This is a genomic window from Sphingomonas sp., assembly GCF_035944535.1.
GTDB lineage: Bacteria > Pseudomonadota > Alphaproteobacteria > Sphingomonadales > Sphingomonadaceae > Sphingomonas_B.
Window position 1 is genome coordinate 18196 of sequence record NZ_DASZBC010000012.1, and the last position, 22649, is coordinate 40844.

The following is a 22649-nucleotide window of genomic DNA, read 5'->3' on the forward strand; positions in this document are numbered from 1 at the left end:
CGAATGAAGCCCTATCTGCCCGGTTCGATCTTTTTGGTCGCGCTCGCCACCCCCACCGTCGCCGCTGCCCCGCCGTTCGAGACGCCGGCGCCGGTCGCCTATATGATCGACCTGTCGTCGGGCGCGGAGCTCTATGCCAAGGACGCCGACCGCCGCATGCCGCCCGCTTCGATGGCGAAGATGATGACGGTCTATGTCGCCTTCGACATGATCAAGAGGGGCGAACTGAAGGAAGGCCAGGCGTTTCAGGTGCGGCCGGAGACGTGGCAGCGTTGGCACGGACCAGCAGCCGGCTCGACCATGTTCCTCAGCCCCAACGAACAGGTCTCGGTCGAGAACCTGCTGAACGGCATCGTCGTGTTGTCCGGGAACGACGCCTCGGTCGTGCTCGCCGAGGGGATCGCCGGCACCGAGCAGGCCTTTGCCGAGCGGATGAACCAGGCGGCCAAGAAGCTTGGCATGACAGGCAGCCGCTTCTGCAACTCGAACGGCTGGCCCGACGAAGGCTGCACTCAGGTGACCGCGCGCGATCTTGCCAAGCTGGCGGCCGCGACGATCCGCGAGCATCCGCAGCTCTACAAGAAATATTACACCAAGACCGAGTTCACCTGGGGCAAGACGCTGGGCGGCGGCGCGCCGATCACGCAGGCGAACCGAGACCCGCTGCTCGGCCGCGTTGCCGGCGCCGACGGTCTCAAGACCGGCCATACCGAGGAGGCCGGCTATGGCTTCACCGGCTCGGCGGAACAGAATGGCCGCCGGCTGGTGATGGTCGTATCCGGCCTGACCAGCTTCAACCAGCGCATCGCCGAGTCCGTCCGCTTCATGGAATGGGGCTTCCGGGCGTGGCAGGCGAAGCCGCTGTTCAAGCAGGGCGCGCGGGTAGAGACCGCGGACGTGCAGCTGGGCGACGAGGATCAGGTCGGGCTGGTCGCTCCCCGCAACCTCGCCGTGACGCTTCCCGCCGGCGCTGCGTCCAACATCCAGGTCAAGGTCGTCTATAACGGGCCGCTCAAGGCCCCGATCAAGAAGGGCCAGCATGTGGCCGACCTGGTCGTCTCGACGCCCGACACGCCGCCCCAGACCATGCCGCTGGTCGCCGATAGCGATGTCGGCGAAGCGGGCTTTTTCGGCCGCATCTGGGCCGGCCTCACCTCCTTCTTCGCTTGAGCGGCAGGTTCATCACCCTCGAAGGCGGGGAGGGTGTCGGCAAGTCGACCCAGGCGCAGCGGGTGGCCGACGCCTTGCGCAACCGGGGCCTGGAGGTGGTGCTGACCCGCGAGCCTGGCGGCAGCGAAGGCGCCGAAGCGATCCGCTCCCTGTTGCTGGAGGGGGAAGGAGACCGCTGGTCCACACCTTCGGAGGCATTGCTGTTCGCGGCCGCCCGCGCGGATCACGTGGCGAAGACGATCCGGCCTGCTCTCCAGGCTGGGCAATGGGTGATTTGCGACCGCTTCCTCGACAGCTCGCGCGCCTATCAGGGCTATGCGGGCGGCTTGGGTGACCAGGCTATCCTCGAACTTCACAGGACCGGCAGCGGTGGCTTCCTGCCCGACCGTACGCTCGTCCTCGACCTGGCGGACGCAGAGGCTGCGGCCCGCGCCCATGCCCGCGATGGCGGCGAGGCAGATCGCATCGGCGGCCGGAATGAGGCTTTCCACAAGGCAGTCGTGAACGCCTTCCGGTCCTTCGCCGACCAGGAACCCGGGCGGGTGCGCCTGATCCATGCATCCGGCACGGCCGAGCAGGTGACAGGGCGGCTCCTGGCAGCACTGGAGGACCTGCTGTCATGACGCCGCTACGCGGGCACGACGCGCAGGCTGGCGCCTTTCTAAACGCCATGCGCGGCGAGCGACTGCACCATGCCTGGCTGCTCGTCGGTCCCAAGGGCGTCGGCAAGGCGAGCTTTGCCAAGGCCGCCGCGCTGCGGCTGCTCGCCGAAGCGGCGGACCCTTCGCTCGCAGGGGAGGGGCTCTCTGTCGATTCGGAGCACCGCATCGCCAAGCTGTTCGCCGCGCGCAGCCACCCCGATTACCGCCTCGTCGAACGCGAGGTGTGGAAGAAACCGGACGAAGTGCTGCCGGTGGACGAGCGCAAGGGCGACGAGGCGCTCGGCCGGAACATCAAGGTGCTGCAGATCAGGTGGCTCGACCGCATCCTGTCGGTTGCGCCCTCACTGTCCAGACGCCGTGCGATCGTCATCGATGCCGCAGACGATATGGAACGCGGCGCCGCCAACGCGCTGCTGAAGAGCCTGGAGGAGCCGCCCGCGGGCACCGTCTTCTTCCTGGTCAGCCACATGCCGGGCCGGCTGCTGCCCACCATCCGCTCCCGCTGCCGCACTCTCCGCTTCAATCCCCTGAACGACGCGGACATGCGAGCGGTGCTCCAGGCGCAGCTGCCCGAAGCAGGGGCCGCCGAAATCGACGCGCTCGTGAAAATCGGGGATGGGGCTCCGGGGCAGGCGCTCCGTTTCGCCGGGCTGGACATCGGCGCGCTTGATGCCGCGCTGGAGCAACTCGCCAGCACCGGCGACCCGAACAACGCCACGCGCGTGTCGCTCGCCAAGGCGCTGGCGGCCAAGTCGGCCCAGCCGCGCTATGAGGCCTTTCTGGAGCGCGCACCTGCCTTTATCGCCGCTCAGGCCAAGGATCGGCATGGCCCTGCGCTCGAACAGGCACTCGGCAGCTGGGGCAAGGCGCGCGAACTCGCCGCCGGCGCGATCGGCTTGTCGCTCGATCCGCAGGCAACCGTGTTTCAGCTCGGCTCCTATGTGGCCGCGCTTGCCCAAGGTGGCTCAGCCGCTAAAGGCTGAGCCATGGCCGAACGCTTCTACATCACCACTGCCATCGCCTATCCGAACGGCCGTCCACATATCGGCCATGCCTATGAAGCGATCGCCACCGACGCAATCGCGCGCTTCCAGCGGATGATGGGGCGAGAGACCTTCTTCCTGACCGGCACTGACGAACATGGCTTGAAAATGGCCCAGACCGCCCGCGACCGCGGCGTCGAGACGCAGGCGCTTGCCGATGAAATGTCAGGCTATTTCCGGGAGATGGATCGGATACTTAACATCAGCTTCGACCGCTTCATTCGCACCACCGAAGCTGCGCATCACGAGGCCAGCCGCGCGATTTGGAAGGCGATGGAGGCGAATGGCGACCTGTATCTCGGCCGGTATGAAGGCTGGTATTCGGTCCGCGACGAAGCGTTCTACGATGAAAAGGAGCTGATCGTAGGGGAAGGGGGGCAGAAGCTGTCTCCCCAAGGGACCCCCGTCGAATGGACGGTCGAGGAGACCTGGTTCTTCCGCCTGACCAAATACCAACAGCCCCTGCTCGATCACTATGCAGCCAATCCTGACTTTATTCGCCCGGAGAGCCGGCGCAACGAAGTGCTGCGCTTCGTCGAGGGGGGATTGGCCGACCTGTCCGTGTCCCGCACCAGCTTCGACTGGGGCGTGAAGGTACCGGGTTCGGACGGTCACGTCATGTATGTCTGGGTGGATGCACTGACCTCTTACCTGACCGGCGTCGGCTATCCGGGTGAGGCGCCCTTCTGGCCCGCCAATGTCCACATCATCGGCAAGGACATCACCCGCTTCCATACGGTCTATTGGCCGGCTTTCCTGATGTCGGCCGGCATTCCGCTGCCCAAGTCCGTCTTCGCGCATGGCTTCTTGCTTCACCGCGGCGAGAAGATGTCGAAATCGGCCGGCAATGTCGTCGATCCGATAGAACTCGCCGAGCGCTATGGTGTCGACGCGCTGCGCTATTTTCTGTTGCGCGAGGTCAATTTCGGGCAGGACGGCAGCTATTCCGACGAAGCCATCGTCACCCGCGCCAATGCCGATCTTGCCAACAGCTTCGGCAATCTCGCCCAGCGCGTGCTGAGCTTTATCGCCAAGAACCTCGGCCGCATGCCGGGCGAGGGGAGGGCCGATCCCGCCGACCGCCAGCTCCTGGAGACCGTCTCACGAGCCTGCCGCGAGGAACTTCCTGCTGCCTTCCAGGAGCTGGCGCTGGCGCAAGGGTGCGAGGCCTGGATGCGGGCGGTTTTCGCCTGCAACCAATATGTCGATGCTCAGGCGCCCTGGGCGCTGCGCAAGACCGATCCCGAGCGGATGGAGGCGGTGCTCCGCACCTTGGTGCTGGCGATCCGCGACTTGGCAATCGCCATCCGCCCGGTAATCCCTGCCTCGTCTGACCGGCTGCTCGATCTGCTCGGAGCAATGGGCCGCAATTATGCCGACCTTGCCGACCGGAGCTGGATCGACACCGCGGCGCTCCAGACTCCCGCACCGATCTTCCCGCGCCTCGAGCTGCCGGCCTGATGTTCACCGACAGCCACTGCCACCTGAACTATAAGGGCTTGGTCGAGGATCAGGCCGGCACGATCGCGCGGGCGCGGGCGGCCGGCGTGGCCACGATGCTCAACATCTCGACGCGCGAGAGCGAGTGGGACGCGATCGTCGGAACGGCGGAGACGGATCCGGACATCTGGGCCTCGATCGGCATCCACCCGCACGAGGCCGATGCCCACCCCGACGTCGACACCGCCAAGCTCGTCGCCAAGGCCGCGCATCCGAAGGTGATCGCGATCGGCGAGACTGGCCTCGATTATTACTACGATCACAGCGACCGCGACCGGCAGCGGGCGAGCTTCCGCGCGCACATCGCGGCGGCGCGCGAGACCGGCCTGCCGTTGATCGTTCACACCCGCGACGCTGAGGAGGACACAGCCGAAATCCTCGCTGACGAGATGGGGAAGGGCGGTTATACGGGTGTTATCCACTGCTTCACCGCCAGCGGAGCTTTCGCCGACAAGGCATTGAACCTCGGCCTCTATATCTCGCTGTCGGGCATCGTCACGTTCAAGAACGCCAAGGATTTGCAGGAGACCGCGCGCCGCATTCCCGAGAGTCGGCTGCTGATCGAGACGGACGCGCCCTTCCTCGCGCCGGTGCCGCATCGGGGCAAGACGTGCGAACCAGCATTCGTCGCCGACACGGCGCGTTATCTGGCCGAACTGCGCGGCACCAGCGTCGAAGCGCTGGCGGAGACCACCACGGCCAACTTCCGCACGCTATTCAGCAAGGTTGGTGCGTGAAGGTCACGATCCTCGGCTGCGGAACATCTTCAGGCGTGCCGCGGATCGGGAATGACTGGGGCAGCTGCGATCCGGGTGAACCGAAGAATGCCCGCCGCCGCGTCTCTATCTTGGTCGAGAGCGAACGCACCCGCATCCTGGTCGACACCTCACCGGACCTCCGCATGCAACTGCTCGATGCGGGAGTGGGGCATGTCGATGCGGTAATCTGGACGCACGACCATGCCGATCACGTCCATGGCCTCGACGATTTACGCCAGCTTTACCATAATGCCGGCGCTCCGATCGCCGGCTTCGCGCGGCCGGCCACCATCGCCGTGCTGATGCGACGCTTCGACTACGTCTTCGAAGGCGCCGACGGTTATCCAGCGACCGCGAGCCTGGCGGAACTGCCGGACCGGCTGACGATCGGCGACATCGAGGTGAGCACCGTCGATCAGCCGCACGGTTCGATCACCTCGGCGGGCCTTCGCTTCGACGCCGATGGCGCCTCGGCGGCCTATGCAACGGACTTCCACAAGATGACCGATGCCATGCGCGCGCTTTATGCCGGCGTCGATCTGTGGATCGTCGATGCCTTGCGCCGCCGGCCGCACCCGACGCACCCGCATCTTGCCGAGGCGCTCGCCTGGGCGGCCGAGCTGAGGCCCGCGCGAACGCTGCTGACGCACATGGATAATTCCATGGATTACAGAGGCCTGCTCGCCGAACTTCCATCAGGCATCGAGCCGGCCTACGACAATCAGGTGATTACCCTGTGAGCGGCGACGATAGCGCCCAACTAGCCGCCGCCGCGATGATGCTGGTGCTCGTGGGATCCAGCCTCTTGTCGCGGCGGCTGCCGCTTGGCGACGTGGCGCGGATGGTGGCCGGCTGGATGCTGATCTTCGCCGTGATCCTGGTCGGCTATAGCTATCGGGGCGAACTCGGCGCGGTCGGTCAGCGGGTCACCGGCGATCTGCTGGGGGAGCGCGGCCAGACCGTCGGCGACACGTTGCGCGTGCCGATGTCCGAAGACGGGCATTTCTGGGTGCGCGCCCGCGTGAACGGCACCCAGGTCCGCTTCCTGGTCGATAGCGGCGCGACGACGAACGCGCTGTCGGCACGCGCCGCAGCTGCGGCCGGGCTGCAGATCGACGAAGCTGGCATGCCGATCGTGATCCAGACGGCGAATGGCGCGGTGCAGGCCCGCCGTGCCAGGATGGAGACGCTCAACCTAGGTCCGATCACCGTGCGCGACATGGCCGCCGTCGTGTCGCCCGCGTTCGGCGAAGTGAATGTGCTCGGCATGAACTTTCTGACGTCGCTGGGCAGCTGGCGGGTCGAAGGGCGGACTTTGGTGCTGGAGCCGCACAGCCGTGGATGACAAACCCAGCCGCACTCTCACTTTACATAATGTATATTATCGGGACTATACATGGACGAGAAATCAGCCCCTCTCGCGCTCCAAAGGCTCGCCGCGATCATGGCCCGGCTGCGCGATCCGGAGCGTGGCTGCGAATGGGACGTGCAGCAGACATTCGCGACCATAGCACCCTATACGATCGAGGAAGCCTATGAAGTCGCCGACGCGATTGAGCGCGACGATCTCGATGCGTTGAAGGACGAGCTTGGCGACCTTGCGCTCCAGGTCGTCTTCCACGCCCGCATGGCCGAGGAACTCGGGCGGTTCGATCTTGCCGACGTGCTGACCGCTGTCTCCGACAAGATGGAGCGCCGCCACCCGCATGTGTTCGGCGATGGCGCGTCGCCCGGCTGGGAAGCCGTTAAGGCCGCCGAGCGCGCCGGAAAGGACGATCCGAGCGCGCTCGCCGGCGTCGCGTCCGCACTGCCGGCGCTGCTCCGTGCCGAGAAGCTGCAGAAGCGCGCCGCCCTCACCGGTTTCGACTGGCCGGACGCAAGCGGCGCCCGCGAGAAGATCCTCGAGGAACTGGACGAGATCGCCTCGGCGCTGCCCGAGGCACTGGAGGAAGAAGTCGGCGACCTGCTCTTCGCCGTCGCCAACTTCGCACGCCATCTGAAGATCGACCCGGAAGCTGCCTTACGCAAGGCGAATGCCAAGTTCGAGCAGCGCTTCCGGACGATGGAAGAAATGGATGTCGATTTCGTCAGCCGCACCCTCGATGAGAAAGAAGCGCTCTGGCGTCAGGCGAAGGAACGCGCCTGAAAGCGGCTATATTCGGCATCCGACAGGCGCACATCGTAGGCGATGCGGTCGCCGTCGATCGTCTCCTGCCCGATCACTTCGCCATGCTCGTGCAGCCAGGCCGCGGCGGCGCCTTCGGTCAGCGGCAGCTCGATATGCCGCACGCGATTGGCCGTGGTTAAGCGGTCGGAAACCATGCGGGTCAGCCGCTCGACGCACTCCCCGCTGAGCGCGGAGATCAGCACCACATCCTCCCGGCGCGCCGCATCCGCTTCGATCAGCGACCGCTGCTCGGCGTCGAGGCTGTCGAGCTTGTTCCACGCCTCGATCTTCGGCGCCTCGGCACCAATTTCGGCCAGCACCCGCTCGACATCGGCCCGCTGCGCATCGGAGTCCGGGTGCGCGATGTCGCGGACATGGACGATCAAGTCGGCCGAGATCACTTCCTCCAGGGTGGCGCGGAACGCCGCGACGAGCTGCGTCGGCAGGTCCGAGACGAACCCCACCGTGTCCGACAGGATCGCCTTGTCCAGCCCTGGCAGCGAGATCTGCCGCATCGTCGGATCCAGCGTCGCGAACAGCAGATTCTCCGCCATCACGTCCGCACCCGTCAGCCGGTTGAACAGCGTCGACTTGCCGGCATTGGTGTAGCCGACCAGCGCGATGACCGGCCAGGGCGCTCGCTTGCGCCGTTCCCTATGCAGCGTGCGCGTGCGGCTGACCGTCTCCAGTTCCTTGCGCAGCTTGGCCATGCGGTCGCGGATCAGGCGGCGGTCGGCCTCGATCTGGGTTTCACCGGGACCACCGAGGAAGCCGAAGCCGCCGCGCTGCCGCTCAAGGTGAGTCCAGCTGCGCACCAGCCGGCCCGCCTGGTAATCCAGATGCGCGAGTTCGACCTGCAGCCGGCCCTCCGCCGTCGCCGCGCGCTCGCCGAAAATCTCGAGAATGAGGCCGGTCCGGTCGATGACCTTGGCTTTGGTCCCCTCCTCCAGATTCCGCTGCTGGACGGGCGTGATCGCACCGTCGACGATCACCAGTTGCGCCTCATGCGCGCGGACCGCTGTCGCGATCTCCTCCACCTGCCCGCTGCCGAACAGGGTCGCCGGCTTGGGCGCGCGCACGCGAAAGGCAATCCGCTCGACGACCGCGATGCCGATCGCTTCGGCCAGACCGGCTGCCTCGTCCAGCCGCGCATCGGTGTCGCGCCCGTCGGAACTCCGCAGGTCGGGATAGGCGATCACCGCCCGCGCGCCGCGGGCGAACTCGTCATAGTCGCGTTGGAAACCGGTCATAGCGTGCAGATAGGGAGCGGGCGCCCCGACTTAAACGGCTATTCCCACTGTGCCTGCTCTTCCGCCAGGTTCAGCGGATGCGCGGGCTGCACGGTCGAGATGGCGTGCTTATAGACTAACTGCGTCTGGCTCTCGCGCCGCAGCAACAGACAGAACAGGTCGAAGGCCGCGACATCGCCCTGCAGCATCACGCCATTGACCAGGAACATAGTCACCGGCTCCTCGCTGCGGCGCACTGCGTTCAGGAACACTTCCTGCAGCCCGTTTGCCTTTTTTTGCCCGTCGGCAAAGGCCTTCTCGATTGGCGCAAGGTCCACCGGCCCGGCCGGCATCACCGTCGAGATCGCATGCTTGTAGACCAGCTGCGAGTTTCCGTCCCGGCGCAGTAGGACCGAGAAATTGTCGAACCAGGTGATGATTCCCTGCAGCTTGACGCCCTTGACCAGGAACATGGTCACTGGCGTCTTCGACTTGCGCAACGAATTCAGGAAGATGTCCTGAAGATTATTGACCCTGTCGGCCATGCTTGCCTCCGCTCTTGTTGGCGGCTTCTCGGCTCCCCCTGTGGAAGCGCCCGCTCCATAGCCGCAAAGCGTCAGAGCGTCGAGTCGCTGTCAATCTTCGTCCTTGCTGTCGGCGAGGCCCAGCAGCTTCAGCTTCCGGTGCAGCGCCGACCGCTCCATGCCGATGAAGCTCGCCGTGCGTGAGATGTTCCCGGAAAATCGCCTGATCTGCACGCGTAGATACTCCCGCTCGAACGTCTCGCGGGCTTCCCGCAACGGCGCACCCATCATCGCCGTCTGGGCAGCGTTGGACGCGAGTTGCGGCTGGTCGCTCAGCACTTCGGGCGGCAGCATGTCGATATCGATCCGCCCGATCCGGTCCCCCGGCGCCATGATAATGGTCCGCTCGACGATGTTGCGCAGCTGCCGGACATTTCCCGGCCAGTCGTAGGCCTGTAGCGCCGCCATGGCGTCCATCGCCACCTCAGGCGTCGGCACGCGCCGTTCCGACGCATAGCGGGCGACGAAATGATCGACGAGCGAAGGGATATCCTCCCGGCGCTCGGCCAAGGGCGGCAGGTGCACCGGCACCACGTTCAGCCGGTAATAGAGGTCCTCGCGGAAGCGGCCGCCCGAAATCTCCTCCGGCAGATGCTTGGAGGTGGCGGAGACGACGCGCACATCGACCTTCACTGTTCGCTGCCCGCCCACGCGCGCGAAGCTTTGATCGGTCAACACCCGCAGGATCTTGGCCTGAGTGGTGACCGGCATGTCGGCAATCTCGTCCAGGAACAGCGTGCCGCCATGCGCCTGTTCGAGCAGGCCGGGCCGCGAAAGCTCGCCCCCTTCCTCCACGCCGAACAGTTCCTCCTCGACGCGTTCCGGCGTCATTCGCGCCGCGCTGACGACGACGAACGGCGCCTCGGCGCGCGGGCTCCACATATGCAGCAGCCGCGCCGCGACTTCCTTGCCGACTCCGGCCGGACCGGTGATCAGCACCCGGCTGCCGGTGGCCGCAACCCGCTTCAGCGTCGCGCGAACCTGGTTGATCGCCGATGATGCCCCAGTCAGCTCGTCGCCGCCGCCGACCTGGGCCTTCAGATTGGCGTTCTCGCGCCGCAGCCTTTCGGTCTCGGTCGCGCGGCTGACCAGCAGCAGCAGCCGCTCCGCCTCGAAGGGCTTTTCAATAAAGTCGGCCGCGCCCTTGCGCACCGCCGCCACGGCCGTGTCGAGATTGCCGTGCCCCGATATGACCAGCACCGGCAGCGACGGATCGCGACGCTTGATCTCGTCGAGCAGTTCGAGACCGTCGAGCTTCGAGCCGGTCAGCCACACATCGAGAAGCACAAGGGAGGGCCGCCGGTCGCGGATCGCGTCAAGCGCGGCATCGCTGTCGGCGGCGCTGCGGGCCGAATAGCCTTCGTCTTCAAGAACGCCCGCGACAAGATCGCGAATGTCCTGCTCGTCGTCGACGATGAGTACGTCCAGGGCCACTCCTAGCTCCGTTTCAGCGCGATGGGCGCGCGTTCTTCTTCGATTTCGCTGTTGCTGTCCGCGAGCGGGGCCAGCGCCTCACGGTCGAGGCTGATGCAAACAACGGTGCCGCCCCCTTCCCTGTCCTTCAGCTCGATCGTGCCGAAATGCTCCTCGACAATCTTCTTGACGATCGCGAGGCCGAGGCCGGTGCCCCGCACGCGGGTCGTCATATAAGGTTCGAACAGCCGCCCCCGCTCGGCCGGCAGCCCGGCGCCATTATCCTCAACTTCGATAACCAGCCGCCGCGCATCCGGCTCCGCGATCCGCATCGCGACAAGCCCGCCGGACTCCTCTTTGCGTTCAATCGCTTCGACAGCGTTCTTGACGACGTTCGTCAGCGCCTGGCCGAGCTGGCGGCGGTCGCAGACCAGCAGCGGTGACGGCTCGGGCGCGTCGAGCGTGAAGCGCACGCTCGGGTGCGCGACCTCGTGCAGGAACAGGGCCTGGCGGCCGATATCCACCACGGGCTCTTCGCGGAACAAGGGCTTTGGCATGCGCGCAAAGGACGAGAATTCGTCGACCATGCGCCTGAGATCGCCGACCTGACGAACGATCGTCTCGGTCAGACGGTCGAAGGTGGAACGGTCGCTGGCGATCTCCTTGCCGTAGCGCCGTTGCAGCCGCTCGGCGGCGAGCTGGATCGGCGTCAGCGGGTTCTTGATCTCATGCGCGATCCGCCGTGCGACGTCGGACCAGGCGGCGCGGCGTTGGTCGAGCAGCTGCTGCGTGATGTCGTCGAAGGTCAGCACGGAGCCACGCTCGGTCACGACGATCTTGACCGCGAGCGTACGCGGTTCGCCGCCGCTGGTCAGCTGCACGACCTGCTCGCAATCGTCCTGCCCCAGCATCGCGGCCAGTTCGGGCGCGACTTCGTCGAGCTGCTTGCCGACCGCGTCGTCGCCCGATTTGAGCAGGCCCGCCGCCGAGCTGTTCATCAGCCGGATGCTGCGGTCTGGGTCGACCGAGATCACGCCTGCGGTCACGCCCGACAGCACCGCTTCGGTGAAGGCGCGTCGCCGGTCGAGGAGATCGTTCGCGCCGACCAACTGCTGCGTCTGTTCCTCCAGCCGCCGTGTCATTCGGTTGAAGGCATTGGCGAGCGTGCCGATCTCGTCACGCTCCCGCGGCGTGGCGACGCGCGCCGACAGGTTGCCGGCCGTGACCTTGCGCGCCGCATCGACCAGCTCGCCCACGGGCCGCACAAGCCGGTCGGCGACGCGCAAGGCGATCCACACCGCCGCGCCGACGATCAGCAGCGAGATGAGCAGCAGCGCCGCGTTGAAGCGCAGCTGCAGCACGCGCGACCGTTCGAGCAGCGCGTCGTAATCGGCCAGCACCGCCTTGGCGCGCGCAGTTTGGGCAAGCGCCTGGGGGTCCGAAATGCGCGAGTTGTAGAGATATGTGTTTGTGTCGGGCTGCAGGCGCGTCACCGCCTCGATCCGGTCGGTACTGTCGGTGACCACCACGCTCTCGCCGCGGACCAGCCGGCCGACCACTTCGGGCGAGACCCGGCGCTCCACCGGCCGCGCGTCCGGGTTCACCATCGCCAGCGTGCGCGCGACGCCGTCCGGCCCTATTGAGACGATCGCGGACTCGCTGAACTCGCGCGACAGCACCTGCCAGCCATAGCCTTCGATGAACTCGGGGCTGTCGGACCGCGCCTGGGCCAGATAGTCGCGCAGGTCGCCCGCCATGGTGATCGTCTCGGCGGCGACGTCTTGCCTTTTTTCCTGATAATAGCCCTGGGCCAGCTCGCCGGCATTTTCGAGCATGCCGCGCGCCCGGTCCGAGAACCAGAATTCGACGCCATATTGGAACAGCAGCGACGCGAAGATCACGACCAGCAGGGTCGGCACTGCGGCGATCACGGAGAAGAGCGCGACCAGCCGGACGTGCAGCCGCCCGCCGCCGCCGACAGGCGACTGGGCTGCACGCTTCTTCGCGACCCGCCTCCCCCACAGCACGAGCAGGGCGATTGCCGGCACCAGATTGGCGACCAGCAGGAGAGCGACGAGCGGCGGCGTGAGCGGCTGATTGCTGGGCTGGCGATCGAGCAGGAAATAGCTGCCGACGCCCACGGCAATGGCCACAGCCAGGGTCAGCAGCTCGACAGCCGGCATGTAATGCGATCGGCGCCAGATCACCGCCAGGGTGCGGCGCCAGCGCGGCAGGCGTGAGTCGGAAGCCGGGGCAGCCGTCATCGTTGCAACGATACAACAGTTTTCGGCCAAGCCAAACCTCTGTTGCGCTTTGGCAACAACAGCTTGGCTCGCCCGCGCGTCAGGCTGCGGCGCGCGACAGCCAGGGAGTGTAGAATTCGCGCAACATGGCGAGCACCGTGGCGCTGCTCGCTTCCTGGTTCACCCGGTTGCGGAACTCGGCCGAGCCATGCAGCCCGCGCGTGTACCAGCCGATATGCTTGCGGGCCATGTTGACGCCGGTCAGCTCGCCATAATGTTCGAGCATCGCATGATAATGTTCGACGATCAGGTGGTACTGTTCCTCGATGCTCGGCTCAGGCAGCTCAGTTCCTGTTGCAAACCAGTGCATCACCTGATTGAGAAGCCAGGGTTTTCCGTAGGCGCCGCGCCCGATCATCACGCCATCCGCACCGGACAGCTCCAGCGCCCGCTCCGCATCGGCTATCGAGCAGATGTCACCATTGACGATCACCGGCAGCTTCACGGCCTCTTTCACCCGCCGCACAAAGGCCCAGTCCGCCTCGCCCTTGTACATCTGGCAGCGGGTGCGGCCGTGCACCGTGATCATCTGCACGCCCAGATCTTCAGCAAGGCGGGCGAGCTCAGGTGCGTTGAGGCTCGCATGGTCCCAGCCCATCCGCATCTTCAAGGTGACCGGCACCTTCACCGCCTTGACGGTCGCCTCGATGATCGCGGTCGCCAGCGGAATCTGCCGCATCAGCGCCGAGCCGGCGTCGCCATTCACCACCTTCTTGACCGGACAGCCCATGTTGATGTCGATGATTGCCGCGCCGCGGTCCTCATTGAGCCGCGCCGCTTCCGCCATCTCGGCGGGCGAGCAGCCGGCCAGCTGCATCGACACCGGCTCCTCGATCGGGTCCCAGGCCGCCTTTTGCAGCGACTGGCGCGTTTCCCGGATCATCGCCTGGCTGGCGATCATCTCGGTGACGTTCAGGCCCGAGCCATAGCGCCGCACGATGCGCCGGAACGGCAAGTCGGTGACGCCGGTCATCGGCGCCAGCAGCACGGGGCTGTCGATCCGCACCGGGCCGACCTGAATGGGCTTTAGCTGTGCCATTGAGGGGCGGGCACATAGCGTCTGCGCCCCTTTTCGACAAGGCAGCGGCCCGCTAACGGGCGTCAGTGAGCAAGACCATCGCCCTGATCGTCGCCGCGGGCCAAGGCACGCGCGCGGGCGGCGGCGTGCCCAAGCAGTATCGCAAGCTCGCCGGCAAGGCTCTGATTGCGCATGCCTATGACAGCATGGCGCGCCATCCGGCCGTGTCCGGCGTAGCCGTGGTCGTCGCCGAGGGTCAGGAGCAGGCGCTGGCTGACGCACTGTCCGGCCGCCCCCTGCTCGCCACCGCACTGGGCGGAGCCACCCGCCGCCTGTCCGTCCGATCGGGTCTGGAGGCGATCGGGTCGGCAAACACTGTCCTGATCCACGATGCCGCACGGCCCTTCGTGCCCGCCGAGGTGACCGATCGGCTCCTCGCCGCCCTTCGCGATCATGCTGGCGCCGTCCCGGTGCTGCCGGTCGCCGACACACTCGCCCGCACCGGCAAGCAGCTCGGCGAAGTAGTGGACCGCGCCGGTCTCCTCCGGGTGCAGACGCCCCAGGCCTTTCGGTACGACGTGATCGCGCACGCGCATGCGCGCTGGAGCGGCGATGCCGAGCCGACCGACGACGCGCAGATGGTCCGAGCCGCCGGCCATGCCGTGGCGACCGTCACAGGCGATCCCCGGCTCGACAAAATTACTCGGCCCGAGGACTTCGCCGCCGCCGAAGCGCGACTGGGCCAGCGCGTGTTCCGCACCGGCATGGGCTATGACGTGCACCGGCTCGCCGACAATGAAGAACTCTGGCTCGGCGGGCTGCTGATCCCGCACGGCCGGGGCCTTGCCGGCCATTCCGATGCAGATGTCGCGCTGCACGCCCTCACCGACGCGATCCTCGGCGCGGTTGGCGCGGGCGATATCGGCCAGCACTTTCTCCCCAGCGACCCGCAATGGCGCGGCGCCTCGTCGGACCGCTTCCTCCAGCACGCGGCTTCGCTCGCTGCTGAAAGCGGCGCCCGGATCGAGCATGTCGACCTGACCATCATTTGCGAGGCGCCAAAGATCGGCCCGCACCGGGATGCCATGCGCGCCCGCATCGCCCAGCTGCTTGACCTTTCCCCTGCCCGCGTCAGCGTCAAGGCAACCACGACCGAGCGGCTGGGTTTCACCGGACGGGGAGAGGGCATCGCCGCCCAGGCGGTCGCCACCGTCAGTGCTTACGAGGTTCAGGAATGACGAATCATCCCCATGCCGATGCGCTGCTGCCGCCGGAGCTGGTGGAGAAGGCGCAGCAGGTGGTTGCCGCCAATCGCGCCGCCGGTCGCCGAATCGCGGTCGCGGAAAGCTGCACCGGCGGGCTGGTGGGCGCGGCGCTTACCGAAATAGCGGGCTCGTCCGACGTGTTCGAAGCGAGCTTCGTCACCTATGGCAATGATGCGAAGATGCGGATGCTTGGCGTGTCCAGCGATGTGCTCGAGACGTTCGGCGCCGTGTCTATTGCCACCGCCTGGGCGATGGCGCAGGGAGCGATGAGCAAGGGCGACGTCGATGTGGCGGTCGCGATTACGGGCATTGCCGGTCCCGAAGGGGGCACCGAGAAAAAGCCGGTCGGCACCGTCGTCTTCGCCCGCGCGGAACGTGACGCGCCGCCCGACAAGATCAAGGCCGAGCGGCGGGAGTTCGGTGACCTCGGACGCGGCGGCGTGCGGCTTCAGGCAACGCTGTGCGCGCTCGAACTGCTGATGCCGGAAGCGGCGCTGACGCCTGCGCCGTAGAGCTGGTTGGCGCGCTCCTCGAAGGCGTTGATCATCCGCCTGAGCGCCGTGTCGAACATCTGGCCGGCCAGCGCTTCGAACACGCGGTTCCGGAATGCGAAATCGACGCAGAAATCGACCAACGTCCCGCCCTGCCCGTCCGGCCGGAACTTCCAGTCGTTGCTCAGATGCTTAAGCGGGCCTTCCAGATAATCGACATGGATATGGTCGGGCCGGTGCTTGTGCACCCGGCTGGTGAAGCGTTCGCGCAAGGCCTTGAAGCCGACGATCAGGTCGGCGACCATCTCGTTTGCGCTGTTCGACCGCACCCGCACCGCCGCCACCCAGGGCAGGAACTCGCCATAGCGCGCCACGTCGGCGACCAGGTCGAACATCTGTTCGGGTGTGTAAGGCAGCTGCCGGGTTTCGGAGTGGCGGGGCACTATTCCCTCCGTTCGTATCGAGCGAAGTCGAGATACGAGGGCACGGCGCTAATGCTTCTCGACTGCGCTCGAAGCGAACGGAGTTGAAGCGGCCAGCTTCGCCTCCCGATTGGCCCGCAGCTTAGCAAAATCGTCGCCGGCGTGATAACTCGATCGGGTCAGCGGCGAGGACGCCACCAGCAGAAAGCCCTTGGCGCGAGCGATGGCTGCATAGGCGTCGAAGGCCTTGGGCGGGACGAACTCCTCGACCTTCGCATGACGCGGCGTCGGCTGCAGATATTGCCCCATGGTCAGGAAATCGACGTCAGCCGAGCGCATATCGTCCATCACCTGATGCACTTCCAGCCGCTGCTCGCCCAGGCCCAACATGATGCCCGACTTGGTAAAGATCGACGGATCGAGCTTCTTGACGTTCTCCAGCAATCGCAGCGAAGCGTAATAGCGCGCGCCCGGCCGGATCGTCGGATAAAGCCGCGGCACCGTCTCCAGATTGTGATTGTACACGTCCGGCCGGGCAGCAACGATCGCCTCGACGGCCGCTTCGTGCTTGTTCCTGAAATCCGGCGTCAAGATTTCGATGGTCGTGGACGGCGTCGTCCGGCGCAGCGCTTCGATCACCTTCACGAACTGCGAAGCGCCGCCATCCGGCAAATCGTCGCGGTCGACCGAGGTGACGACGATATGCTGCAGGCCCAGTTCGGCGGCCGCGTCGGCGACATGCTGCGGCTCCTTGACGTCCACTGCCCGCGGCATGCCGGTCTTCACATTGCAGAAGGCGCACGCGCGGGTGCAGGTGTCGCCCAGGATCATCACGGTCGCGTGCTTCTTGGTCCAGCACTCGCCGATGTTCGGGCAGGCCGCCTCCTCGCAGACCGTCGCCAGGTTCAGCCGCCGCATCAGCTGGCGCGTCTCGGCAAAGCCGGTGCTGGTCGGCGCCTTCACCCGGATCCAATCAGGCTTGCGAATGCGTGGGGGTCTCCCCTCGGCCAGGCTCGGGACAGGCAAGACGGGATCGGCTTCGCTCATGGAGGTGCAGATAGCGAGCCGGACCCCGGCTTGCCACCCCTTCCCTCCCTGGCCTAACGCCGGCGTCATGACGCAAGCTTTCGACTCCCTGATCGCCGGCTATCGCCGCTTCCGTGAGACCGGCTGGCGCCAGCAGCGTGAGCGCTGGGCCGAGCTGAAGGAAGGTCAGGCGCCCCGCGTGATGGTGATCGCCTGCTCCGACAGCCGGGTCGATCCCAGCCAGATCTTCGACACGTCGCCAGGCGAGATGTTCGTCGTCCGCAACGTCGCCGCGATGGTCCCGCCGTTCGAGACGGGAGGCGGACGTCATGGCGTCTCGGCCGCGCTGGAGTTCGCCGTGACCCAGTTGGAAGTCGCCGAGATCGTCATCATGGGCCATGGCGCGTGTGGCGGCGTCAACGCCGCCCTCACCCGCCGCTTCCACCAGGCGGCGCCCGGCGAAGGTGGGTTCATCGCCGGATGGATGGAGCTGCTCGACGAAGCCCGGGATCGTGTGCTGCAGGACCGCCGGGACGATCCCAACATCGCCCGTGCCATGGAATTGGAAGCGGTGAAGGTCAGCCTCGCCAATCTGCGCACCTTCCCCTTCGTCGAGGATCGGGTTCAGGCGGGCACACTCAAGCTGCACGGCGCCTATTTCGCGATCGCCGACGGCATGCTGCATGTGCTGGGGGAGGATGGCGCCTTCCGAACCGCCTGATTGGAACGGTTGCGGCACTATGGCCGTTCAGTCGGCCAGTGCTCGTCCAGTCAGGAGAGATGGAATGCTGAAGCACCTTGTAGCCGGCGTCGCACTGATCGCGATGGCTGCGCCCGCAATCGCCCAGTCTGCTGCGACAACCTCACCTCCGACCCAGCCGGGATCGAAGGACGATCCGGGCACGCCGCGTACGCCGCTGCCGAACGACCGCGGCTATGACAAGCCGCAGGTCCGCACCGAAGCGATCAACGCCCAGACCCGTGACGACGTCGCCCGCGCCAACTCGAGCGCGAACATCACGTCGGGCAGTTCGGTAAGCGCATCGGCGATTCAGGCCGATCTCCAGGCCCAGTATAGCAGCGACATGGCATCTTGGCTGAGCGCTATGCGCGCGCGCGACGCGAACATGGCTGCGAACGCCGCGCAATATGACCGCCAGCAGCGAGCCTATGCCGATGCGATGTATGTCTGGCGCATGCAGGTCCGCGACTGCGAGCGCGGCTATCAGTTCGCCTGCAATCGCCCGACGCCAAACCCGGCCGATTTCATGCGGTAAACGCCATTGCGAGCGTAGCGAAGCAATCCAAGGGCTCCAGGAGCCGCTGGATTGCTTCGTCGCCTGGCTCCTCGCAATGACGAGGTTCTTACTTCTTGCCCCCGAGCGTCAGCCCGCCGAAGCGCTTGTTGAAGCGCGCGACCTGGCCGCCCTGGTCCATCAGTCGGCCGGTGCCACCCGTCCAGGCAGGATGGGCGAGCGGATCGATTTCCAGCGCCAGCGTGTCACCCTCTTTGCCCCAGGTGGAGCGGGTCTGATAGGTCGTGCCGTCCGTCATCTGGACGGTGATCATGTGGTAATCGGGGTGAACGCCCTTCTTCATGTCAAATCTCCGAGGTGGCCGGTTCCGACCGGCCCAAAAAAGGAAGGCGCGCCGCTAGCAGAAGCGCCTTCCGGTGGCAACTCTCCCAGCCGTTATGCCGAACTTGTTTCGGCATAAGCTTTGCCGGCGAGGGGTGTGGACCGGCTGGTCTAATCACCGTCACGCGCGACCCTTATCCCGAAACAAGTTCGGGATGACGGGTCAGGCACTCGGCGGATCCGCGATCATCGCGGTGAAGTTTGCCTCCGCCGCCAGCTGCCCGTCGACCATCGCGCGGCCGGCGAACTTGCACACTTTCGACCGCTTCTGAACGAACTCGACTTCGAGCCGGAGCAGCACGCCAGGCTCGACCGGCTTGCGAAACTTGGCCTCTTCGATCGCCATGAAATAGACGAGCTTGCCGGTTCCGCTTAGGCCTAGCGACTCCACCGCCAGCACTCCCGCCGCCTGGGCGAGCGCCTCGACGATCAGCACGCCGGGCATGATCGGCCGGCCGGGAAAATGGCCCTGGAAAAAGCCTTCGTTGAACGTGACCGCCTTGATTGCCGCAATGCGCTGTTCGGGCACGAGTTCCTCGACGCGGTCGACCAGCAGCATCGGATAGCGGTGGGGAAGCGCGGCCAGCACCCTGGTGATGTCCAGGGGACCGGTAGAGCCTCCCTCACCCGCACTCATCTTAGCGGCTCTGCGGCTGTGCCGGCTGGGCCTGCTGCGGCAGCGGCGTGACGCTGACGCTCGGCAGCTGCTGGTTGAGGGCAGCCAGCACTGTATTGGTGATGTCGATCGCCGGCGCCACGGCCAGGGCGGCGCCGCGGTCGACGATCAGCGACGCGCCCGTGGCGGCCAGCTGGGCGTTGATGATCGGCCCAAGGCGCTGGTTGATCTGCTGGACGACATGCGCCTGGGTCGAACGAATGGTCTGCTCCTGGCGGCCCAGTTCCTGGTTCGCCGTGTTCTGGCGGGTCTGGAGCGACTGTATGCGGGTCTGCAGCGCGGCATCGGGCTGCTTGCCCTGCAGCGCGTTCACTGCGGTCTGGATCGCCTGCGCTTCGGTCTGGAGCGGAGCGGCGAGCTGCTGCTGCCGGGTCTGGAGAGCCTGGACCTGGCCCTGGAGCGTGGTCTGCGCCGCGCGGCAGGCGGTGCATTCGCGCAGGATGCGGTCGGTGTCGACCACCGCGATCACGGCGGGGTTCAAGCGCTGCGCCTGGGCGGCGGCAGGAGCAAGCAGAACGAGCGCGGCCATCGCCGCCTTGAGAGTCGTGTTCATCAGAATTGCGTTCCTACGTTGAAGGTGATGAGCTGCGGATCGTCACCCTTCTGGGTGATCAGCGCCTTGGCGATGTCGATGCGGAACGGGCCGAAAGGCGAGTTCCAGTTCACGCCGAAGCCGACAGACAGGCGCGGCTTGGGCGTGTCGCCCAGGAAGGTTTCCGCGAAGGCGACACCTGTCTCCTGGGTTCCAGGCGTGCTTCCCGCGGGGCAACCACCAGCCGGCTGGAGAATAACCGTCGGCGTGGTCGCGGGCGGCACTGCGGGCGTCGTACAGATTGCGGACTGGAGACGTGGATCGCCCGGCGCCACGTTCAGCGTGACGGGCCGCTTCACCCCGAACACCGCGCCCACGTCCATGAAGATCGACGGACGCAAGCCAAGCTCTCGCGCACCGGCCCCCAGCGGAATCTGCATCTCGATATGGCCAAGATAATAGGCCCGGCCGCCGATCGCGTCGTCGGCCAACAGATCCTTGCGCTCACTGTTCAGCTGAAAGCCGATCGTGTTTCCGTTCGCGTCCTTGATCGGGATATACGCGTTCGTTGCGGGGTCTCTCGCATAGGCTTGGCGCTGCACGCGCGGGCCGACGCCGCGAATGTCGAAGCCGCGAAATTGTGGCTGCCCTAGGTAGAAGCGGTCGATCAGCCGCACCGGGTCCACTTCGTTTCCGGAGGCATCGAAACGCTTGCCTTCGAACGAATGGATATAGCCCCCTTCGGCGCTGAAGTTGACGATGAAGCCGCGACCAAGATTGACATATTTGTCCGCGTTAAGCCGCGTCTTCAGATATCGGACGCTGCCGCCCAGCCCGGCGAAATCCTGATTCAGAACGAGCCGCTCGCCGCGTGTCGGCCGCAGTCCATTGTCGAGGGAGCTATAAACTAGCGAATAGCCGAGTGAGGAAGTCGTGCGATTGCCGATCGCATCGCAAAGGAAGCGGCCGGCACGGAGCGGATCGCACACCCCGTTGGTGAAGAACTCGTCACCCAGGCTGACATCGTCGACCGAGAGGCTGTAGCGCGTCTGCAGCTGTACGAACTCAGTCAGGGGCACGCCCAGGCGGAGCTGGAAGCCGGTCGAGACCTGGCTGTAGGTCGTGTTTCGTTCGTTGCCGTTGACGAAGTTGAACGAGTTGAAGTCGCGACGGAAGATGTTGCCGCCCAGGGCGATGTTGCGGTCGAACAGATAGGGCTCCGCAAAGCCCAGCTCGACCGACTTCGAGAATTGCGAGTAATTGATCGAGGCCGACAACGTCTGGCCGAGACCGCGGAAGTTGTTCTGCTCGATCGATGCGTTGACGATGAACCGCTCAAGGCTCGAAAAACCTGCCGACAACGACAGCGATCCGGTCGGCTTCTCTTCCAGATTGGCTTCGAGCACGACCCGGTCGGGCGTCGAGCCCGGCTTCTGGTCGATCTCGAATTTCTCCTGGAAATAGCCGAGCGACTGGATGCGGTCCTTCGAACGCTTCACCTGAAAGCTGTTGAACGGGTCGCCTTCCTGCAGCCGGAACTCGCGGCGCACCACCTTGTCCTGGGTGATGGTGTTGCCGTTGATGTTAATCCGCTCGACATACACGCGCGGCGTCTCCGCCAAGCGGAAGGTGAGGTTCATCTCCTTCTTCTCGGCATCGCGCTCGAACTGCGGATCGGCCTCGGCAAAGGCATAGCCGAGCAGGCCGGCGGTCTCATTCAGGCCGTTGACCGTGTCCTCGACCTGCTTGGCGTTATACCAGTCGCCCTTCTTCATCGGGATGACGGTCTGGGCAAAGTCCGGCTTGAAGTCGCGCAGATCGCTCTCGACCTTTACGTCGCCATATTTGTACCGCTCGCCCTCCTCGACCACATAGGTGATGATGAAGTCGCGCTTGTCGGGCGTCAGCTCGGCGATCGCTGAGATGACGCGGAAATCGGCATAGCCTTCGGTCAGATAGAACTGACGCAACTTCTGCTGGTCATAGGCGAGACGGTCGGGGTCGAAGCTGGTGTTCGAGCTGAAGAAGCTGGTCAGGCGCGCCTGCTTGGTCGCCATCTCGCCGCGCAGCCGGTCGTCCTTGAACTTCTCGTTGCCGATGATGTTGATCTGCTGGACGCGGGACTTGGCGCCTTCCACGATCGAATAGACGATGTCGACGCGATTCTGGTCGAGCGTGACCATCTGCGGATCGACCGTCGCGGCATAGCGGCCCTGGCGGCGGTATAGTTCGATGATCCGCGCGACGTCGGCCCGCACCTTCGATCTGGTGAAGATCTGGCGAGGGGCAAGCCGGATTTCCTTGAGGATCTTGTCCTCTTTCAGCCGCTTATTGCCTTCGAAGATGATGCGGTTGATGACCGGGTTCTCGCGGACCTCGATCGTCACGACGCCGCCAGCCTGGCGGACGGTCACATCGGCGAACAGCTCGGTCGCGAACAGGTCCTTGATGATCTGGTCGCCGACTTCGGCGGTATAGGGATCGCCCGGGCGCGGCTTGATGTACGAGCGGACCGTGTCCGGCTCGATCCGCTGCGAACCGACCACGTTGATCTGGGAGATCGTCTCGGCAGCGACGGGAGCCGGCGCTGCCGGAGCCGGTGCGGGCTGGGCGGGAGCCGGCGCCGGCGCACCGGTCGTCTGGGCCGCCAGCGGCATCGTCAGGCCGGTCAGGATCGTCCCTGCCAGCAAGGCGGAGAGCGGCCGGATACGATAAGTCTGCGTCAAAGAGGCCGTCACCAGATACCCACCCCA

General features: G+C 65.8%; 23 protein-coding genes. 12 read left to right on the plus strand and 11 right to left on the minus strand.

The window, feature by feature from the left end:
- Positions 1 to 3: 3 nt before the first annotated feature.
- Genes VGT77_RS12390 through mazG form a run of 8 tightly spaced genes read left to right on the plus strand, consistent with a single transcriptional unit; the run spans position 4 to position 7279 of the window.
- Entirely contained in the window at positions 4 to 1170 is a 1167-nt protein-coding gene (locus tag VGT77_RS12390; RefSeq protein ID WP_327463139.1) for a D-alanyl-D-alanine carboxypeptidase family protein, read from the plus strand.
- Positions 1167 to 1793 carry a dTMP kinase gene (tmk, locus tag VGT77_RS12395; protein WP_327463016.1) on the plus strand — a complete coding sequence of 209 codons (627 nt, stop codon included), beginning with the start codon at positions 1167 to 1169 and terminating at the stop codon, positions 1791 to 1793. The genes VGT77_RS12390 and tmk overlap by 4 nt, the downstream gene beginning before the upstream one ends.
- Positions 1790 to 2815 (plus strand): DNA polymerase III subunit delta', encoded by a 1026-nt coding sequence (locus VGT77_RS12400; protein ID WP_327463018.1) that lies wholly within the window; start codon positions 1790 to 1792, stop codon positions 2813 to 2815. Before tmk ends, VGT77_RS12400 begins: the two co-directional genes overlap by 4 nt.
- A gap of 3 nt (positions 2816 to 2818) precedes the next feature.
- Positions 2819 to 4336, plus strand: a complete 1518-nt coding sequence (metG, locus tag VGT77_RS12405; RefSeq protein WP_327463020.1) for a methionine--tRNA ligase — start codon at positions 2819 to 2821, stop codon at positions 4334 to 4336.
- Positions 4336 to 5112 (plus strand): TatD family hydrolase, encoded by a 777-nt coding sequence (locus tag VGT77_RS12410; protein ID WP_327463022.1) that lies wholly within the window; start codon positions 4336 to 4338, stop codon positions 5110 to 5112. Before metG ends, VGT77_RS12410 begins: the two co-directional genes overlap by 1 nt.
- Positions 5109 to 5873, plus strand: coding sequence for an MBL fold metallo-hydrolase (locus tag VGT77_RS12415; RefSeq protein ID WP_327463024.1), 765 nt, complete (start codon positions 5109 to 5111; stop codon positions 5871 to 5873). Before VGT77_RS12410 ends, VGT77_RS12415 begins: the two co-directional genes overlap by 4 nt.
- A complete protein-coding gene (locus VGT77_RS12420; RefSeq protein ID WP_327463026.1) occupies positions 5870 to 6478 on the plus strand; it encodes a retropepsin-like aspartic protease family protein in 609 nt (202 codons plus the stop codon). The genes VGT77_RS12415 and VGT77_RS12420 overlap by 4 nt, the downstream gene beginning before the upstream one ends.
- Before the next feature lie 51 nt (positions 6479 to 6529).
- Entirely contained in the window at positions 6530 to 7279 is a 750-nt protein-coding gene (gene mazG / locus VGT77_RS12425) for a nucleoside triphosphate pyrophosphohydrolase (RefSeq protein ID WP_327463028.1), read from the plus strand.
- On the opposite strand, the gene hflX is transcribed toward mazG, so the two are convergent.
- The 5 genes from hflX to dusB all read right to left on the minus strand — a co-directional run bounded on the left by hflX (position 7258) and on the right by dusB (position 13868).
- Positions 7258 to 8550, minus strand: a complete 1293-nt coding sequence (gene hflX / locus VGT77_RS12430) for a GTPase HflX (protein WP_327463030.1) — start codon at positions 8548 to 8550, stop codon at positions 7258 to 7260. The two genes, mazG and hflX, sit on opposite strands and share 22 nt — an antisense overlap.
- 38 nt (positions 8551 to 8588) lie before the next feature.
- Entirely contained in the window at positions 8589 to 9149 is a 561-nt protein-coding gene (gene hfq / locus VGT77_RS12435) for an RNA chaperone Hfq (protein WP_327463141.1), read from the minus strand.
- 15 nt (positions 9150 to 9164) lie between these two features.
- Complete coding sequence (locus VGT77_RS12440; RefSeq protein ID WP_327463032.1) at positions 9165 to 10547, minus strand: sigma-54 dependent transcriptional regulator; 1383 nt, start codon at positions 10545 to 10547, stop codon at positions 9165 to 9167.
- 2 nt (positions 10548 to 10549) lie between these two features.
- Positions 10550 to 12790: a sensor histidine kinase gene (locus VGT77_RS12445; protein ID WP_414713402.1), complete on the minus strand. Its 2241-nt coding sequence runs from the start codon at positions 12788 to 12790 to the stop codon at positions 10550 to 10552.
- A 79-nt stretch (positions 12791 to 12869) separates the two neighbouring features.
- Positions 12870 to 13868: a tRNA dihydrouridine synthase DusB gene (dusB, locus tag VGT77_RS12450; RefSeq protein ID WP_327463034.1), complete on the minus strand. Its 999-nt coding sequence runs from the start codon at positions 13866 to 13868 to the stop codon at positions 12870 to 12872.
- A gap of 65 nt (positions 13869 to 13933) precedes the next feature.
- Here dusB and VGT77_RS12455 point away from each other — a divergent pair, with 65 nt between their 5' ends.
- Positions 13934 to 15085: a bifunctional 2-C-methyl-D-erythritol 4-phosphate cytidylyltransferase/2-C-methyl-D-erythritol 2,4-cyclodiphosphate synthase gene (locus tag VGT77_RS12455; RefSeq protein WP_327463036.1), complete on the plus strand. Its 1152-nt coding sequence runs from the start codon at positions 13934 to 13936 to the stop codon at positions 15083 to 15085.
- Entirely contained in the window at positions 15082 to 15624 is a 543-nt protein-coding gene (locus VGT77_RS12460; RefSeq protein ID WP_327463038.1) for a CinA family protein, read from the plus strand. The genes VGT77_RS12455 and VGT77_RS12460 overlap by 4 nt, the downstream gene beginning before the upstream one ends.
- Here VGT77_RS12460 and VGT77_RS12465 read toward each other — a convergent pair.
- The gene (locus VGT77_RS12465; protein ID WP_327463040.1) at positions 15561 to 16046 is read right to left on the minus strand and encodes a type II toxin-antitoxin system RatA family toxin; all 486 of its coding nucleotides are present in this window, start codon (positions 16044 to 16046) and stop codon (positions 15561 to 15563) included. The two genes, VGT77_RS12460 and VGT77_RS12465, sit on opposite strands and share 64 nt — an antisense overlap.
- Before the next feature lie 48 nt (positions 16047 to 16094).
- The gene (lipA, locus tag VGT77_RS12470; protein WP_327463041.1) at positions 16095 to 17072 is read right to left on the minus strand and encodes a lipoyl synthase; all 978 of its coding nucleotides are present in this window, start codon (positions 17070 to 17072) and stop codon (positions 16095 to 16097) included.
- 67 nt (positions 17073 to 17139) lie between these two features.
- On the opposite strand from lipA, the gene VGT77_RS12475 reads away from it, so the two are divergent.
- On the plus strand, positions 17140 to 17772 hold the full coding sequence (locus VGT77_RS12475; protein ID WP_327463043.1) for a carbonic anhydrase: 633 nt from the start codon (positions 17140 to 17142) through the stop codon (positions 17770 to 17772).
- 64 nt (positions 17773 to 17836) lie between these two features.
- On the plus strand, positions 17837 to 18328 hold the full coding sequence (locus tag VGT77_RS12480; RefSeq protein ID WP_327463045.1) for a hypothetical protein: 492 nt from the start codon (positions 17837 to 17839) through the stop codon (positions 18326 to 18328).
- A gap of 88 nt (positions 18329 to 18416) precedes the next feature.
- On the opposite strand, the gene rpmE is transcribed toward VGT77_RS12480, so the two are convergent.
- From rpmE to bamA, 4 genes are all read right to left on the minus strand, one after another.
- Positions 18417 to 18650, minus strand: coding sequence for a 50S ribosomal protein L31 (rpmE, locus tag VGT77_RS12485; protein ID WP_327463047.1), 234 nt, complete (start codon positions 18648 to 18650; stop codon positions 18417 to 18419).
- A gap of 201 nt (positions 18651 to 18851) precedes the next feature.
- Positions 18852 to 19325, minus strand: a complete 474-nt coding sequence (fabZ, locus tag VGT77_RS12490; protein WP_327463049.1) for a 3-hydroxyacyl-ACP dehydratase FabZ — start codon at positions 19323 to 19325, stop codon at positions 18852 to 18854.
- A 1-nt stretch (position 19326) separates the two neighbouring features.
- Positions 19327 to 19917 (minus strand): OmpH family outer membrane protein, encoded by a 591-nt coding sequence (locus VGT77_RS12495; RefSeq protein ID WP_327463051.1) that lies wholly within the window; start codon positions 19915 to 19917, stop codon positions 19327 to 19329.
- Positions 19917 to 22637, minus strand: coding sequence for an outer membrane protein assembly factor BamA (gene bamA / locus VGT77_RS12500; protein ID WP_414713403.1), 2721 nt, complete (start codon positions 22635 to 22637; stop codon positions 19917 to 19919). Before bamA ends, VGT77_RS12495 begins: the two co-directional genes overlap by 1 nt.
- Positions 22638 to 22649: the final 12 nt, after the last annotated feature.

Excerpts from the sequence above, each read along its gene's own strand:
- VGT77_RS12390 (WP_327463139.1), top strand. The coding sequence starts at position 4 with ATGAAGCCCTATCTGCCCGGTTCGATCTTTTTGGTCGCGCTCGCCACC.
- VGT77_RS12400 (WP_327463018.1), top strand. The coding sequence starts at position 1,790 with ATGACGCCGCTACGCGGGCACGACGCGCAGGCTGGCGCCTTTCTAAAC.
- metG (WP_327463020.1), top strand. The coding sequence starts at position 2,819 with ATGGCCGAACGCTTCTACATCACCACTGCCATCGCCTATCCGAACGGC.
- VGT77_RS12410 (WP_327463022.1), top strand. The coding sequence starts at position 4,336 with ATGTTCACCGACAGCCACTGCCACCTGAACTATAAGGGCTTGGTCGAG.
- mazG (WP_327463028.1), top strand. The coding sequence starts at position 6,530 with ATGGACGAGAAATCAGCCCCTCTCGCGCTCCAAAGGCTCGCCGCGATC.
- hflX (WP_327463030.1), bottom strand. The coding sequence starts at position 8,550 with ATGACCGGTTTCCAACGCGACTATGACGAGTTCGCCCGCGGCGCGCGG.
- VGT77_RS12445 (WP_414713402.1), bottom strand. The coding sequence starts at position 12,790 with ATGACGGCTGCCCCGGCTTCCGACTCACGCCTGCCGCGCTGGCGCCGC.
- dusB (WP_327463034.1), bottom strand. The coding sequence starts at position 13,868 with ATGGCACAGCTAAAGCCCATTCAGGTCGGCCCGGTGCGGATCGACAGC.
- VGT77_RS12460 (WP_327463038.1), top strand. The coding sequence starts at position 15,082 with ATGACGAATCATCCCCATGCCGATGCGCTGCTGCCGCCGGAGCTGGTG.
- lipA (WP_327463041.1), bottom strand. The coding sequence starts at position 17,072 with ATGAGCGAAGCCGATCCCGTCTTGCCTGTCCCGAGCCTGGCCGAGGGG.
- VGT77_RS12475 (WP_327463043.1), top strand. The coding sequence starts at position 17,140 with ATGACGCAAGCTTTCGACTCCCTGATCGCCGGCTATCGCCGCTTCCGT.
- VGT77_RS12480 (WP_327463045.1), top strand. The coding sequence starts at position 17,837 with ATGCTGAAGCACCTTGTAGCCGGCGTCGCACTGATCGCGATGGCTGCG.
- rpmE (WP_327463047.1), bottom strand. The coding sequence starts at position 18,650 with ATGAAGAAGGGCGTTCACCCCGATTACCACATGATCACCGTCCAGATG.
- fabZ (WP_327463049.1), bottom strand. The coding sequence starts at position 19,325 with ATGAGTGCGGGTGAGGGAGGCTCTACCGGTCCCCTGGACATCACCAGG.
- VGT77_RS12495 (WP_327463051.1), bottom strand. The coding sequence starts at position 19,917 with ATGAACACGACTCTCAAGGCGGCGATGGCCGCGCTCGTTCTGCTTGCT.